We start from the raw sequence: 14,565 nt of genomic DNA, 5'->3' as shown, positions 1-14,565 counted from the left end.
GGCAAAACGGCTACTTGATCACGAAGTTCAACAGCGCGGACACGGGCCGCTCGTCGCGCATCCCGTACTCGCGAATCTCGATCGTGTGCGGGCCGAACGCGAGCCCGCCCACGGCGATCGACACCGCGTAGCGGCCGCCGACCCCGGGACCGTCGGCGGCCGTCGGGATGCCGGCGACCAGTGACCCGTCGAGCCGTACCTGCAGCCCCTGCACACCCCCGACCGCGCCCGAGTCCCACTGCGCGTGCATCGGCTCTAGCGTCACGTCCAGCACCAGCTGTCCGCGCCGCGGCACGGTCGTGCTCCGCAGCGGCTCGCCGCCGGCGTTGCCCAGCACCGCCCGGACCACCGGCAGCGCGTCGGGCAGCTCCGGCTGCTCCTTCGTGGGCTCGGCAGTCGGCGACCACCCGGGCGCCGGCGTGATCTCCAGATACGTCTCCAGCAGCGTGGACCGCACGCCCGCCCCCGGCGCCCGCAGCACGAACGGCGTGAGCGTGGCCGGCCCGTTCGCGCCGAGCAGTGAGCGCGGCACGTCCGCGACAACGGTCAGCGCCGCCCCCTGCTCGCGGGGCGGCACCGCCACCGTCGGCCGCGCCGGTACCCGAACGTCGCCCAGCTGCACCACCATCCGCCGCGGGTCCAGCTCCGGCGTCACCGTCAGCGTGGCCACCACCCGCGCGGACCGTGCCGACCGCAACGGCGTTCGCGCGATCCCCAAGCCCGGCTCCCGCTCGCCGAGCGCCAGCACCCGCTGGGTCCCCGCGTACACCGACTCCTCCACCACTGGCGCGGGCGCCGACGCCGGCCCGGTGAAGCCGGCCGAGGCCACGTGCACCCGCGACCGCCGACCGTCCGGCCCGCGAAACCCCAGCAGCACCCACGCCGACCGCCATGTCGGCACCACCTCGCGCACCGCCACCGCCAGGCCGTCCTGGTACACCCGCACTCCGGACGTGGTCAGCACGAACTCGAACAGGTGCACCACGCCCGCCCCGCGCCGCGGTGGCGAATGTATCTCCCGCGTCGGCCCGCGCGCGGGTACGCCAGGTGCCGTGCTCACCTGCACGCCGCCGTCCGCCACCGACACCCGGACCGTGCCGCCGGGCAGCGCGGGATCCGTCTCCTCCGTCCGGCTCGCCCGCCGCACCCCGACACCGACCCGGTCCGCCCGGCCGGGCACGAGATCCACGGTCAGCTCGCCGCCCGGCCCCGCCGCGTCGGTGCTCACCACGACCCGGCCGAGCACCCGGTCCAGCCCCTCCGGCGCGGTCAGCCGCATCGGCGTGCGCGCCCGCAGGATCGCGACGTCCGCCCCGCACCCCAGGTCGATCGGCAGCCCGCGGCCGTCCACCCGCCCGGCGCCCAGGCCGACGCAGCCGTGGTAGCCGGACAGGTGCCAACGCGAGTCCGGCGAGCTCGCCAGCGCGGTCGCCGGATCGGAGAAGTCGTCGTACATCCCGGTGAGCCCGGTGAGCCGCGGCCGCTCCCGGTGGCCCGGCACGCCGGTCACCGAGGTGGGGCGCGACCGCTGCCCGAACGCGTCGATGGCGCGCACCTCGATCTGGTAGCGCCGGCCGTCGGTGAGCCCGTCGAGTTGCACGTCGGGTGCCGCGATCAGGCGGCTCGCCGGCTCGGCGCCCGCCGCGTGCCAGCGGACCTCGTAGCCGCTAACCCCGCGCGGTGGCGTGCCGCCGGCCAGGCCGTCCGCCCACGACAGCCGCAGCCGATGGGCGTCGGGCGTGACCACGATCCGCTCCGGCGGTGCCGGCGGTCGCCCGGCGCTGGGCAGCACGACGAAGTTCGACGCGAACCGGTCCACCCGCACGGCCGGACCGTTCTCGTCGGGCGCTGCTCCGTCGGTGGCCCGCAACACGACAACCGAGCCGACCACGAGCACGATCCCGGCGAGCCACGCCAGCAGCCGGTTCCGTGTTGGCACGAGGAGAAGGTTATGAGCCAACCGCCGGTCAGGTCCGCGGCGTTGTCAAGTTGGGTGCGAAGTTGAGATCGCATGACCCGCGGATGACCGATAAGCCCGGGTTTGTTCGGTGAGCGGACGCCGGTGAGCAATTTCGTTGCAGTCTGGTCACGAGCGCCCTAGGGGCGTGACTCGCACCGCACATGGTTACTACGTTCCGGCCCAGCCCGCTGACATGGACGAGGGTGGGGTTCGGCATGCTATGCGCAAATGCTCGAACGAAGAGAGTGTGGAGAAGGGAAAGTCACGTGCGAAACCAGACGGTGAAGGCCGCGGCTCTGGTGGCAGCCGGAGTACTGCTGTTGGCGGCTTGTGGCACCAACAAAGAGGAGACGCCGGCTGGTGGCGGAAACAACCAGGGTGAATGCGACACCAGCAAGGGAACGCTGGTGATCGGCGTCATCTCCCCGCTCACTGGCGAGCTCTCGGCGCTGGGCCTGGGCATCAAGAACTCGGCCGACCTGGCAATCAAGCAGGCGAACGAGAAATGCGCCGTCAAGGGCTACAAGCTCACCATCCAGGCCGAGGACGACCAGAAGACCCCGCAGGTGGGCGCCCAGGCGGCGACCAAGCTGGCGTCCACTCCGAACGTGGTCGGCGTGGTCAGCACGCTGAACTCGAACGTGTCGCAGAGCGTGCAGCCGATCCTGGACCAGGCCGGGATCCTGCAGATCTCGCCGGCGAACACCAACGACACGCTGACCAAGGGCGAGGACTTCGCCAACAACCCCAAGCGCCCCTACCCGACGTACTTCCGCACCTGCACGGTCGACTCGCTGCAGGGCCCGTACGCGGCGAACTACCTGGTGGAAAAGTCGGGCAAGAAGAACATCGCCATCGTCACCGACGGTCTGACCTACGGTGAGGGCCTGGCCGACACGTTCACCCAGCAGGCCGAGAAGAAGGGTGCCAAGATCGTCACCCGGCAGAAGGTCGGCGAGAAGGACACGGACTTCTCCGGCGTCATCGCCGCCATCAAGCCGTTCAAGCCGGACGCGGTCTACTTCGGTGGCCAGTACCCGCAGGCCGGTCCGTTCTCCAAGCAGCTCGCCGGCGCGGGCCTGAGCATCCCGGTGATGGGCGGTGACGGCATCTTCGACGACACCTTCATCGAGCTCGGCGGCAGGGACGGCGACCTCGCGACCTCCGTCGGCGCGCCGACCGAGGACCTGGACAGCGCGCAGGCGTTCGTCGACGCGTACGACGCGGGCGGCTACTCGGAGGGCTTCAGCGCCTACGGTGCCTTCGCCTACGACGCCGCGAACGCGATCATCGCGTCGGTCGCCGAGACCGTCGGTGACGGCGAGTGGTCCGAGGAGATGCGGGAGGACCTCGTCAAGAACACCGGTTCATACGAGGCCGACGGCGCGACCGGCAAGGTCGCGTTCGACGAGTTCGGTGACAGCACGAACAAGGTGCTGACCATCTACCAGGTGACCGGCGGCGAGTGGGACGCGGTCGAGACCGGCGAATTCGCCGGCTGACCGACAGGATCAACAGATCTATCCACGTGAGCATCGAAAGACGGCGGGGGTGGGCCGAGCCCACCCCCGCCGCCTGTGGAGGTAGATGTGGGGACCCTGTTACAACAGATCGCCAACGGGATCGTGCTCGGCTCCACCATCGGTCTGATCGCGCTCGGCTACACGATGGTGTACGGCATCATCCAGCTGATCAACTTCGCGCACGGCGAGGTGTTCATGGTCGGCGCGTTCGGTGGCCTGGCGATCTATCGATGGGTACTTCCGGAGACCTGGCGGGAGATGTGGTACGTCGCGCTGCCGGCGATGTTGCTCGGCGGCGTGCTCGTCGCGGTGGTGATCGGGGTGCTCGTGGAGCGCTTCGCGTACCGCCCGCTGAGAAACGCGCCCAGACTCGCGCCGCTGATCACCGCGCTCGGTGTGTCGGTCGCGCTGCAGGAGGCGATCCGGCTGTGGTTCCCGGACGCCGACGCCGCACAGCCGTTCCCCCGGGTGTTCATCAACGCACGGATCGACCTCGGGATCATCGACATCTCCGCCTCGGGACTCCTGCTGATCGTCGTCTCGATCGGACTGGCGGTGCTGCTGCAGGCCTACGTCAGCCGGTCGCGGATGGGGCGCGCGATGCGGGCGACCTCCCAGGACCGGGACACCGCGCGGCTGATGGGCGTGAACCCTGACCGGGTCATCGTGCTGACGTTCGTGCTCGGCGCCGCCCTCGCCGGGGTGGCCGGCGTGCTGTACGGGTCCTACATCACCAACGTCGACAACTCCATCGGCTTCCAGAACGGCATCTTCGCGTTCACCGCCGCCGTGCTCGGTGGCATCGGCAGCCTGCGCGGCGCGATGATCGGCGCGCTCATCATCGGCCTGATCAAGACGCTCGGCGGCCAGTACCTGCCGGGCGGCACCCAGTACGACTACGTGTGGATCTTCGTGGTGCTCATCCTGGTTCTCGTGTTCCGGCCACAGGGTCTGTTCGGTGAAGCGGAGAGGGTGCGGGCATGACGAAGCTGACCGGTTTCCTGCCGCCCGCGCTTGCGCGCCCGTTCAGCGCGCTCGGCGGGGTGTTGCTCGCCATCGCGGCCATGCTGCCGTGGGCCACGTTCCTGTTGAACGGGGGCGCGTACCCGGACAAGGCGACGCTGCAGTTCTTCGACGCGCCGCTCGCGCTCACCGGGTTCCGGTGGCACGTGTTGCTGCTGGGCGTCGCGGCCGTGGTCCTCACGTTCGTGCCTATCGTCGGCCGGGCCCGAGTGCTGCGTGCGATCGGTTGGGGCGGCGTCGCGATCTCCGCGCTCAGCGCCGCCTTCATCGTCAGCGAGGGCGGCGGGCTCGGCGCGATCACCGCGGCCGACGGCAACACCGCGTTCGGCAGCATCGTCGGCGTGATCGGTGGCGTGGTGCTGGTCCTGGGAGCGGGCGCCACCGGCATCGAAGACGTGCCGCACTGGCCGACGGCGATCTTCGGCTTGACCGGCTGGGCCGGCCGGCTCGCCGCGTGGGGCGCGCTGGCGTTGGCGTTCGCGGCGGTGCTGTGGCTGGTGGCCCAGACACTGACCGCGGGTGGCATCGGTGGTGCGGCGTTCCCGTACGCCGGCCCGATCTTCCTGGCGTTCCTCGGCTTCGCGGGCGCGGTACTCGGCGCGCTGCACGGCGCCGGCATCACCGGCTGGGTGGCCCGGTTGTCCGAGGAGTACCGGGCGTTCAGCATCGTGGTCCTGCTGCTGTGCGCGTTCGCGCTGCCGTTCACCGACGCGGGCAACACCTACTGGATGCAGGTCGCGGCCAACATCGGGGTGTACGCCGCCACCGCGATCGGACTGAACATCGTGGTCGGCCTGGCCGGCCTGCTCGACCTCGGCTACGTGGCGTTCCTCGGCATCGGCGCGTTCGTGGCGGCCAACCTGTCGGGCGCCGCCGCCTCCGAGCTCGGTTGGCACCTGCCGTTCCCGCTCGCGGCGCTGATCGCGGCGGTGGTCGCCGGCGTCTTCGGCGCGATCGTCGGCTCACCGACCCTGCGGGTGCGCGGCGACTACCTCGCCATCGTGACGCTCGCGTTCGGCGAGATCTTCTACCGGTCCGCGCAGAACAACATCGGCGGCCTCACCGGCGGGGCCAACGCGATTCCCGGCATCCCGCCGATCGAGCTGTTCGGCCTCGGCTTCAACCAGTCGGTCACGTTGTTCGGCGCCGAGCTGCCGAGCGGGGTGCTCTACTACTTCCTGATCGTGCTGGTCGTGGCGGTCGTCATGGCGGTGTTCGCCAACCTGAAGAACAGCCGGATCGGTCGGGCCTGGATCGCGATCCGCGAGGACGAGGACGCCGCGCGGGCTATGGGCATCCGCACGGGCCAGGCCAAGATCCTCGCCTTCGTCGTCGGTGCCGCGCTCGCCGGCATCGCCGGTGCGGTCTTCGTGCACAAGCTGGGCACCGCGGCGGACGCGAGCTTCCGGTTCCTGGAGTCGGTGACGCTGCTCGCCGCGGTCGTCCTCGGCGGCATGGGCACGATCCCGGGCGCGGTGCTCGGCGCCTCGCTGCTGTTCGTGCTGCCGGAGAAGCTGCGCGAGTTCGACGAGTACCGGCTGCTGGTATTCGGTCTCGCGCTGGTCTTCATCATGCGGTTCCGGCCGCAGGGGCTGGTGCCCGACCGCGTCCGCCGCGCCGAGTTCGCCGGTGAGACCGAGGAGGGCAAGCGCATCGAGGAGGTTCAGGAACGGGCCGTGCTGGAACAGGAACTGGAGCTGGAACGAGAACATGAGGCTCCGCCGGGTCCGAAGGAGGGTGGCCGATGAGCGCCGCGGCACGGCACAGCGCGGCCGACACCGTGCTCGAGGCCACCGGAGTGTCCATGATCTTCGGTGGTCTGACCGCGCTCAACGACGTCTCGCTGACCCTGCACGAGGGCCGGATCGTCGGCCTCATCGGCCCGAACGGCGCCGGCAAGACGACGTTGTTCAACTGCCTCACCGGCCTCTACACGCCCACCCGCGGCGCGGTCCGGCTGCACGGCAGGGAGCTCCCGCACGACTCGGCGAGGGTCACCATGGCCGGCGTCGCGCGGACCTTCCAGAACATCCGGTTGTTCCCCAACATGACGGTCGTGGAGAACGTGCTCGTCGGCCGGCACATCCGGATGCGGCAGGGCCCGATCGCGTCCCTGTTCCACGGCCCGGTGTTCCACCGGGGCGAGGCCGCCGCGCGTCAGCGGTCGGCGGAGCTGCTCGAGTTCGTCGGACTGTCCGGATTGGACGATGAAGTCGCGCGCAACCTGCCCTACGGCGACCAGCGCCGGCTGGAGATCGCCCGGGCACTCGCCACCGAGCCGGACGTGCTGCTGCTGGACGAGCCCACGGCGGGCATGAACCCGCAGGAGACCGAGGCGGCCCGGCAGCTGATCTTCCGGATCCGCGACACCGGCGTGTCGGCCGTGGTGATCGAGCACGACACGAAGTTCATCTTCGGCCTCTGTGACACGGTGTCCGTACTGGTGCAGGGCGAGGTGCTGGTCGAGGGCTCGCCCGACACCGTGCGCGACGACCCGCGGGTGATCGAGGCCTACCTCGGCAAGCCACGTGAGGAGGTGGAGGCCTCGCTCACCGAGGCCGCCGCCGGCGGGAACGTGATCGAACACCGCGGTCCCGGCACCGGAGAGGAGAACGACGCATGACGGCCCTCCTGGAGGTCGAGAACCTCAGCGTGGCCTACGGCGCGATCGAGGCCGTGCGCGACGTGTCGTTCACGGTGGCGGAGGGCCAGATCGTCTGCCTCATCGGGGCGAACGGCGCGGGCAAGACGACCACGCTGCGCACCATCTCCGGGCTGCTGCGCCCGCGCGGGGGTGAGATCCGGTTCCAGAGCAGGTCGATCGTCAAGGCCCCGGCGCACTCGATCCTCAGCCAGGGGATCGCGCACTGCCCCGAGGGCCGGCGCGTGTTCGCCCGCATGTCCGTCGAGGAGAACATGCGGCTCGGCGCGTACACCCGCAAGGACGACGCGGGCGTGCGGGCCGACATGAACCGGGTCTTCGAGCTGTTCCCGGTGCTCGGTGAGCGGCGGGAACAGAAGGCGGGTCTGTTCTCCGGTGGCGAGCAGCAGATGCTCGCGATCGGTCGGGCGATGATGTCGCGGCCGCGACTGCTGATGCTCGACGAGCCGTCCATGGGCCTCTCGCCGATCATGACGCAGCTGATCTTCGACACGATCAAGGAGCTGCAGCAGCGCGGCACGACGATCCTGCTGGTCGAGCAGAACGCGCTGGCCGCGCTGGCGCTCGCGGACCGCGGCTACGTGGTCGACCTCGGTGCGACGACGCTGGAGGGCCCGGGCAACGAGCTGCTCGCCGACGAGCGGGTGCGGGCCGCGTACCTCGGCCAGTCCTGAGTGGACTGAGGCGGTGGGCGGCGCCTGGAAGGCTCCCTTCCGGTCACTGGACGCCCGGAAGGACGCCTTCCAGGCATGTCGTCGGGGGAGCGGCCGGCCGCGCGCACCACGCCGCGCAGCCGCTCGGGCGGGAGCTGGGGCCGGCGCACGACCCCGAGCGTGGTCACGCGCCGGGCGGCCGTTCCCTGACGATGCAGGTCAGCCGCGCCGTGCAGGTGCGCTTGCCCTCCTCGTCGGTGATCACGATCTCGAACGTGGACGTGCTGCGGCCGACGTGCAGCGGCGTGGCCACCCCGGTGACCTGGCCGGACCGGGCCGCACGGTGGTGGGTGCAGGAGAGCTCGAGCCCCATCGCCACGCGGTCGGTCCCCGCGTTCAGCGCCGCCGCGACCGACCCGACGGTCTCCGCGAGCGTGGCGTTCGCGCCGCCGTGGAGCAGGCCGTACGGCTGCAGGTTCCCCGCGACCGGCATGGTCCCGACGACGCGCTTCGGATCCCACTCGGTGATCTCGATGCCCATCTTCGTCGGCAGCAGCTGGTCGGCCAGGTCGTACCGAACCCCGGGCAGGCCCGGCGGGAAGTTCGAATCAGGGGTGCTCGACACGCTCTCTCCTCGCTGGTGGTCGTCACCGGTGTCGGTGCTCCACCCTAGACTCGGCCTGTGCCTGAGACGCCCGACACAAGTAATGCCCCTACCAGTACAAAGGCCGGTGCCGAGCGGCGGCTGCTGCTCATCGACGGCCACTCCATGGCCTACCGGGCGTTCTACGCGCTGAAGGAGGCGAACCTCGTCACCAAGAGCGGCCAGCACACCGAGGCCGTGTACGGCTTCACCTCGATGCTGATCAACCTGCTCCGCGACGAGCGGCCCACGCACGTGGCGGTCTGCTTCGACGTGTCCCGCAAGACGTTCCGCAGCGAGCAGTACGCCGAGTACAAGGCCAACCGGTCCGCGACACCCGACGAGTTCAAGGGCCAGCTCAGCCTCATCGAGGACGTGCTGGCCACGCTCGCGATCCCGTTCCTGACCAAGGAGGGCTACGAGGCCGACGACCTGATCGCCACGCTCACCACGCTCGCCACGGCGGAGGGCTTCGAGGTCTACATCAGCACCGGCGACCGCGACGCGTTCCAGCTCGTGAGCGAGCACGTGACGGTCCTGTACCCGTCGCGCGGCGTGTCCGAGATGTGGCGGATGACCCCGGAGGCGGTGCACACCAAGACGGGCGTGACGCCGGCGCAGTACGCGGACTACGCGGCACTGCGCGGCGACCCGTCGGACAACCTGCCCAAGATCCCCGGCGTGGGTGAGAAGACCGTGGCCAAGTGGATCAACCAGTTCGGCTCGCTCGCCGAGCTCGTCGACCGGGTCGACGAGGTCAAGGGCAAGGTCGGCGACGCGCTGCGCGAGCACCTGGCCAGCGTCATGATGAACCGCCAGCTCACCGAGCTGGTGAAGAACGTGCCGCTGGGCGTCGAGCCCGACGAGCTCGCCACCAGGCAGTGGGACCGCGACGCCGTGCACCGGCTGTTCGACGAGCTCGAGTTCCGGGTGCTGCGCGACCGGCTGTTCGGCGAGCTGTCCACCGCCGAGCCCGAGGCCGAGCACGGCTTCGAGGTCAGCGGCGGCGCGCTCGAGCCGGGGGAGTTGCCGGGCTGGCTCACCACGCACACGCCCGCCGGCTCGCGAGTCGGGCTGTCGTTCCGCGACGTGTCCACCGGGGTGGGCGGCGAGGCCGTCGAGCTGCGGTCGATCGCGATCGCGCTGGCCGACGGCACGGGCGTGTACGTCGACGTCACCACGCTCACCGAGGAGGACGAGACGGCGCTGGTCGCGTGGCTCGCCGACCCGGCGGTGGCCAAGCTGGGCTACGACGTCAAGCGGTCACTGCACGCGATCCGCCACCGCGGCTGGACGATGCGCGGCCTGGCCACCGACACCCAGCTGGCGGCGTACCTGGTGCGGCCGGGGCAGCGCTCGTTCGCGCTCGACGACCTGGTGCTGCGCTACCTCAAGCGGGAGCTGCGGGTGGAGCAGCAGCCCGAGGAACGCCAGCTGTCGCTTTTGGACGGTGAGGAGGGCGACGCGGCCAAGGTCGCGGAGTCGGAGATCGTCCGGGCACGCGCGATCGCCGAGCTGGCCGACGCGCTCGACGTCGCCCTGGAGAACACCGGCGGCGCGAACCTGCTGGCGGAGATCGAGCTGCCGCTACTGCACGTACTGGCGGAGCTGGAGGCGGTCGGCATCGCGGTGGACACCGAGCTGCTGGCCTCGCTCGAGGCGCACTTCGCCGGGCGGGTCAAGCACGCCGAGCAGGAGGCGTTCAAGGTCATCGACGAGGAGATCAACCTGGGTTCGCCCAAGCAGCTGCAGGTGGTGTTGTTCGACAAGCTGAAGATGCCGAAGACCAAGCGCACCAAGACCGGCTACACCACCGATGCCGACGCGCTGACCAGCCTGCACGAGCAGACCGAGCACCCGTTCCTCGCGCACCTGCTGGAGCACCGGGACGCGAGCCGGCTGAAGGTGACGGTCGAGGGCCTGATCAAGTCCGTGTCCGACGACAACCGCATCCACACCACGTACAGCCAGACGATCGCGGCGACGGGCCGCCTGTCGTCGACGGAGCCGAACCTGCAGAACGTGCCGATCCGTACGGACGAGGGCCGCACCATCCGCGACACGTTCATCGTGGGCGAGGGCTTCGCCGAGCTGATGACGGCCGACTACAGCCAGATCGAGATGCGGATCATGGCCCATCTGTCGGGTGACGCGGCGCTGATCGAGGCGTTCCAGTCCGGCTTCGACTTCCACGCAGCGACGGCCGCCCGGGTGTTCTCGGTCGAGCCGACGGAGGTCAGCGGCGGCCGGCGCGCCAAGATCAAGGCGATGAACTACGGCCTGGCGTACGGCCTGTCGGCCTACGGCCTGTCCCAGCAGCTGCGGATCTCCACCGAGGAGGCGCGCGGCCTGATGGAGGAGTACTTCGACCGCTTCGGTGGCGTGCGCGACTACCTGCACGAGGTCGTGGCGCAGGCCCGGAAGGACGGGTACACGGAGACGATCTTCGGCCGGCGCCGCTACCTGCCGGACCTGACGTCGGACAACCGACAGCGCCGGGAGATGGCCGAGCGGATGGCGCTGAACGCGCCGATCCAGGGCAGCGCCGCGGACATCATCAAGGTCGCGATGCTCAACGTCGACCGCGAGCTCCGCGCGGCCGGCCTGCGTACCCGCATGCTGCTCCAGGTCCACGACGAGCTGGTCCTGGAGGTCGCCGAGGGAGAGCGGGAGACCGCGGAGATGTTGGTGCGCAAGGGAATGGGCGGCGCGTACAAGCTCGACGTGCCGCTGGACGTGTCGGTCGGCTTCGGCCGTTCGTGGAACGACGCCGCTCACTGAGTCGCCATGGAGACGGTCGTCCACCTCAGGCGGGCACGGGACCTGATGGACTCCCGCTACGCCGACCCGCTCGACCTCGACGCCATGGCGTCCGAGGCGGGCTTCTCCCGCTACCACTTCGCGCGGGAGTTTCGGAACACGTTCGGCGAGACCCCGGGCGGCTATCTCAGCCGGCGGCGGGTGGAGCGGGCCAAGGAGCTCCTGGCGTCGGCGAACCTCACCGTGACCGAGATCTGCATGGTCGTCGGCTTCACCAGCCTCGGTTCGTTCTCGCGGCGGTTCACCGAGCTGGTCGGCTGCCCGCCGACCGAGTACCGCAGGCGGATGGTCGCCCGAGGCGGCCCGCCGCCCATCCCGGGGTGCTTCGCGATGGCGTGGGGACGTCCGCTCCCAGCAATCGCGGATAAGCACCCCGGCGAGCCCCCGCCGTAGCTTCGGTGTCCACACCGAACAGGAAAAGGGGAAGGCATGATCACCAAGCTCACGCACGCCACCATCTACGTCCTCGACCAGGACTCCGCGAAGGACTTCTACGTCGACAAGCTCGGCTTCGAGGTGCGCACCGACATCACCATGGGGGAGGACTTCGACGGCGCCGGCCAGGGCTTCCGCTGGCTCACGGTCGGCCCGGCGAGCCAGCCCGACGTCGAGTACATCCTCGCCGACTGCGCGATGGGCCACTCGCCGGAGAACGCCGACGAGGTCCGCGCGTTCGTGGCCAAGGGCGCGATCGGTGGCGGCGTGTTCGCCACCGACGACTGCCAAAAGACCTACGCCGAGCTGAGCGAGCGCGGCGTGGTCTTCCTGCAGGAGCCGGCCGAGCGCCCGTACGGCGTCGAGGCCGTCTTCCGTGACGACTCCGGCAACTGGTTCAGCCTCACCCAGCAGCGGCGCTTGTCAGAAGGCCGCTAGGCAGAAAACGGACACCGGCTCGGGTACGGTTGCGGGCGAGTCCCGACCCTGCGGAGGCTGGATGACCGGAAAGCGGGCCCTCGTCCTCGGTGGTACCGGAATGCTGGCCGGGTGCGCCGAAGCACTGGTCACCGACGGCTGGCATGTCGTGCTGCCGAGCCGGCGCCACGCGCCGATCCCGGCCGCGGAGGGCAACGGGAACGGTCACCGCAAGGCCATCTGGGTCCAGGCCTCCTGGTCCGAGCCCGCAGCCCTCGCCGAAGGGGCCGCGCGCGCCCTCGGCGGACTCGCGGACCTGCTCGTCGCGTGGGTGCACCGCACCGAGCGGGTCGCCGTGCTCCGCGCCGTGGCCCCGCTGCTCGCCCCGAACGCGCCGGTCGTCGAGGTCCACGGCAGCGCGTCGGCCAACCCGGTCGGCGGCTGCCCGGACCCGGTTCTCGAGGGCCATCCCACCCAGCAGATCGTGCTCGGCTTCGTCCAGCACGCCGGCCGCACCCGGTGGCTCACCCACCAGGAGATCTCGGCCGGCGTGCTGGACGGCGTGCGCCGGGCACTGGCCGGCAAACCCCCGGCGGTGCACCAGGTCGGCGAGTTCCGACCGGTGCACCGCTGAGTCCTCCCTCGGTCAGTCGACCTCGAACGTCCGCCAGTGCACACCGTCGACCGATGTCTGCACCTTCCGACTCGAGTTGGACCCCACCGAGACGTAGCCGAGCCCGGTCCGGTAGGCGTAGTCGCCGTAACGGCGCTTCGTCTCGGTGAACGTGCGACCGCCGTCGCGACTGAGGTAGGCAGTTCCGTCGGGGGTGTTGATGGTGAGCCCCTCCGCGCCGGCAACCATGTACCCGAAGACCCGGCGCGGCTGCTTGTCGTCGGCGGGGCGCCACGTCTGCTGCCAGGTGCGGCCACCGTCGGTACTGCGGAAGACACCCAGCAGCCCGTTGCTCGTGTCCGGCATCCCCCCGATCGCGGAGGCGTACAGGATGCCGTCGTGTGAGTCCACGAACCAGCCGCGGGAGGAGACGGTCTCTCGCCAGTCCAGGATCGTGGTCGTCCACGTTCGGCCGTCGTCGTCGCTGACGGCGAGGCCCCAGTGGTCGGTCTCCGGATCCCTCCCGGCGACCCACCAGATGCCGTCCTTGGTCGGCACCCGACCAGCGAGCATCGCGGTGAGCGGGGGCCGGTTCTCCAGCACGGCGGACTTGCCGGAACCGGGTAGCAGCACCGCGAAGCCTCGCTCGGCGCATTGCTTTCCGCCACCGACGAGCCGGGCGCACGATTCGACGAGAACCCCGCCGTCCGGGATCGCCGGGACGCGGTCGGTCACGACGCTCGGCACGGATACGGTCTCCCACGTCGCGCCGCCGTCCACGCTGTGCGCGCGGTGGACCCGCGTGCCGTCGAGAGTCGCCGACAACGGCCAGTCGACCGTGATCTCCTTCGGCCCGAGGACGCTGAGGTCTTCGCGGGCCCACGAGGGGGCCGAATCGGGCCGCGGCAGCTTCCGGGGCGTCCAGTTCGTGCCGTCGTCGGTGGCGAGCAGCTCACTCGTGCAGCGACCGGTTCCTTCCTTGCACCTGGATCGGATGACGTAACCGTGTTCGGGGTCGGCGAACTCCGCACGGTGAATGAACGTGCCCTTGGGATAGCTGGGCTCGGACGGAGGCGGCGGCGTGGCAGGGGGCACCGGTTCCGGCACCATCTGGGTGCGCAGCAGCGGGACCGCCACGCTCACCACCAGGACGGCCGCCACGGCGCCGATCTGCATGCGCCGGCGCACCACGCGCTGCTTGTGCCGCGCGACCACCTTGTCGAAGCCCGGTACCGGCAGCGAGCCGCGCAGGTCGTCGCGCAGCCGCTCGAGCTTCGTGTCGAGGTCGGTGTCAGGCATCTTGCACCTCCTCGGTGCGAAGTTCAGCGGCCAATGCCGCGCGGGCTCGGGAGAGGCGGGACTTCACCGTCCCGACTGGAACGTCCAAAATGGACGCGACGTCGGCCACGGGCAGGTCGGCGAGGTAGTGCAGCACGACCGCGGACTGGTACTCGTGGCTCAGCGCGCGGATCGCCGCGTGCAGGTCGAGGTGCTCGCCGAAGGCCTCGTCCGGTGTCTCGTCCACCTCGCGGTGCAGGATCCGGCCGAGCATCGCCCGCCGCCGCCAGTGCCGGCGGGCGAGGTTGACCACGACCGTGCGCACCCACGCCTCGGGGCTGTCCGCCCGTTCGACCCGGCCGCGGCGGCCGTAGGCGACCGCGAACGCCTCCTGCGTGACCTCCTCGGCCTCGCCCATGTCCCTGAGCGGTGCGTAGGCGGTCAGCACCAGGCTGCGATAGCTCTCCTGGTACAGCTGTGCGAACCATTCCCCATGGGCCACGATCGCTCCCGTCGGCTCATCTACCGTGCAAGAGTC

The 14,565-nt window shown here is 70.5% G+C and carries 13 protein-coding genes; 9 read left to right on the top strand and 4 right to left on the bottom strand.

All coding sequences use genetic code 11. The annotated features are described in order from the left end of the window. Positions 1-10: 10 nt before the first annotated feature. A complete protein-coding gene (locus ACRDTB_RS04925; protein ID WP_431428729.1) occupies positions 11-1,939 on the bottom strand; it encodes a fibronectin type III domain-containing protein in 1,929 nt (642 codons plus the stop codon). A gap of 287 nt (positions 1,940-2,226) precedes the next feature. Here ACRDTB_RS04925 and ACRDTB_RS04920 point away from each other — a divergent pair, with 287 nt between their 5' ends. The 5 genes from ACRDTB_RS04920 (at position 2,227) to ACRDTB_RS04900 (ending at position 7,842) form a co-directional block, all read left to right on the top strand. Next, complete coding sequence (locus ACRDTB_RS04920) at positions 2,227-3,462, top strand: branched-chain amino acid ABC transporter substrate-binding protein (RefSeq protein WP_431428728.1); 1,236 nt, start codon at positions 2,227-2,229, stop codon at positions 3,460-3,462. A gap of 87 nt (positions 3,463-3,549) precedes the next feature. After that, on the top strand, positions 3,550-4,467 hold the full coding sequence (locus tag ACRDTB_RS04915) for a branched-chain amino acid ABC transporter permease (RefSeq protein ID WP_431428727.1): 918 nt from the start codon (positions 3,550-3,552) through the stop codon (positions 4,465-4,467). After that, positions 4,464-6,254 (top strand): branched-chain amino acid ABC transporter permease, encoded by a 1,791-nt coding sequence (locus ACRDTB_RS04910; RefSeq protein WP_431428726.1) that lies wholly within the window; start codon positions 4,464-4,466, stop codon positions 6,252-6,254. The genes ACRDTB_RS04915 and ACRDTB_RS04910 overlap by 4 nt, the downstream gene beginning before the upstream one ends. Then, positions 6,251-7,129, top strand: coding sequence for an ABC transporter ATP-binding protein (locus tag ACRDTB_RS04905; RefSeq protein ID WP_431428725.1), 879 nt, complete (start codon positions 6,251-6,253; stop codon positions 7,127-7,129). The genes ACRDTB_RS04910 and ACRDTB_RS04905 overlap by 4 nt, the downstream gene beginning before the upstream one ends. Beyond that, a complete protein-coding gene (locus ACRDTB_RS04900) occupies positions 7,126-7,842 on the top strand; it encodes an ABC transporter ATP-binding protein (RefSeq protein ID WP_431428724.1) in 717 nt (238 codons plus the stop codon). The genes ACRDTB_RS04905 and ACRDTB_RS04900 overlap by 4 nt, the downstream gene beginning before the upstream one ends. Before the next feature lie 163 nt (positions 7,843-8,005). Here the strand turns inward: ACRDTB_RS04900 and ACRDTB_RS04895 are convergent, their stop codons facing one another. Beyond that, a complete protein-coding gene (locus ACRDTB_RS04895; RefSeq protein WP_431428723.1) occupies positions 8,006-8,446 on the bottom strand; it encodes a PaaI family thioesterase in 441 nt (146 codons plus the stop codon). Between the two features lie 57 nt (positions 8,447-8,503). On the opposite strand from ACRDTB_RS04895, the gene polA reads away from it, so the two are divergent. The 4 genes from polA (at position 8,504) to ACRDTB_RS04875 (ending at position 12,770) form a co-directional block, all read left to right on the top strand. Then, entirely contained in the window at positions 8,504-11,245 is a 2,742-nt protein-coding gene (gene polA / locus ACRDTB_RS04890; protein ID WP_431428722.1) for a DNA polymerase I, read from the top strand. A gap of 6 nt (positions 11,246-11,251) precedes the next feature. Further along, complete coding sequence (locus ACRDTB_RS04885) at positions 11,252-11,677, top strand: helix-turn-helix domain-containing protein (RefSeq protein WP_431428721.1); 426 nt, start codon at positions 11,252-11,254, stop codon at positions 11,675-11,677. A 36-nt stretch (positions 11,678-11,713) separates the two neighbouring features. Further along, the gene (locus ACRDTB_RS04880) at positions 11,714-12,157 is read left to right on the top strand and encodes a VOC family protein (protein WP_431428720.1); all 444 of its coding nucleotides are present in this window, start codon (positions 11,714-11,716) and stop codon (positions 12,155-12,157) included. A 61-nt stretch (positions 12,158-12,218) separates the two neighbouring features. Further along, the gene (locus ACRDTB_RS04875) at positions 12,219-12,770 is read left to right on the top strand and encodes a hypothetical protein (protein WP_431428719.1); all 552 of its coding nucleotides are present in this window, start codon (positions 12,219-12,221) and stop codon (positions 12,768-12,770) included. A gap of 12 nt (positions 12,771-12,782) precedes the next feature. Here the strand turns inward: ACRDTB_RS04875 and ACRDTB_RS04870 are convergent, their stop codons facing one another. Together ACRDTB_RS04870 and ACRDTB_RS04865 are read right to left on the bottom strand one after the other, a co-directional pair. Continuing rightward, on the bottom strand, positions 12,783-14,048 hold the full coding sequence (locus ACRDTB_RS04870) for a WD40/YVTN/BNR-like repeat-containing protein (RefSeq protein WP_431428718.1): 1,266 nt from the start codon (positions 14,046-14,048) through the stop codon (positions 12,783-12,785). Next, positions 14,041-14,529 (bottom strand): sigma-70 family RNA polymerase sigma factor, encoded by a 489-nt coding sequence (locus tag ACRDTB_RS04865; protein WP_431428717.1) that lies wholly within the window; start codon positions 14,527-14,529, stop codon positions 14,041-14,043. The genes ACRDTB_RS04870 and ACRDTB_RS04865 overlap by 8 nt, the downstream gene beginning before the upstream one ends. Positions 14,530-14,565: the final 36 nt, after the last annotated feature.

The sequence above is a fragment of the Actinophytocola sp. genome (genome assembly GCF_050699935.1).
GTDB lineage: Bacteria > Actinomycetota > Actinomycetes > Mycobacteriales > Pseudonocardiaceae > Actinophytocola.
The sequence above is the reverse complement of the archived record's forward strand: the minus strand, read 5'-3'. Positions and strand labels throughout refer to the sequence as shown.

Bases quoted from the DNA above. Each gene is read 5' to 3' on its own strand.
- ACRDTB_RS04880 (WP_431428720.1), top strand. From the start codon at position 11,714: ATGATCACCAAGCTCACGCACGCCACCATCTACGTCCTCGACCAGGAC.
- ACRDTB_RS04900 (WP_431428724.1), top strand. From the start codon at position 7,126: ATGACGGCCCTCCTGGAGGTCGAGAACCTCAGCGTGGCCTACGGCGCG.
- ACRDTB_RS04905 (WP_431428725.1), top strand. From the start codon at position 6,251: ATGAGCGCCGCGGCACGGCACAGCGCGGCCGACACCGTGCTCGAGGCC.
- ACRDTB_RS04875 (WP_431428719.1), top strand. From the start codon at position 12,219: ATGACCGGAAAGCGGGCCCTCGTCCTCGGTGGTACCGGAATGCTGGCC.
- ACRDTB_RS04870 (WP_431428718.1), bottom strand. From the start codon at position 14,048: ATGCCTGACACCGACCTCGACACGAAGCTCGAGCGGCTGCGCGACGAC.
- ACRDTB_RS04885 (WP_431428721.1), top strand. From the start codon at position 11,252: ATGGAGACGGTCGTCCACCTCAGGCGGGCACGGGACCTGATGGACTCC.
- ACRDTB_RS04910 (WP_431428726.1), top strand. From the start codon at position 4,464: ATGACGAAGCTGACCGGTTTCCTGCCGCCCGCGCTTGCGCGCCCGTTC.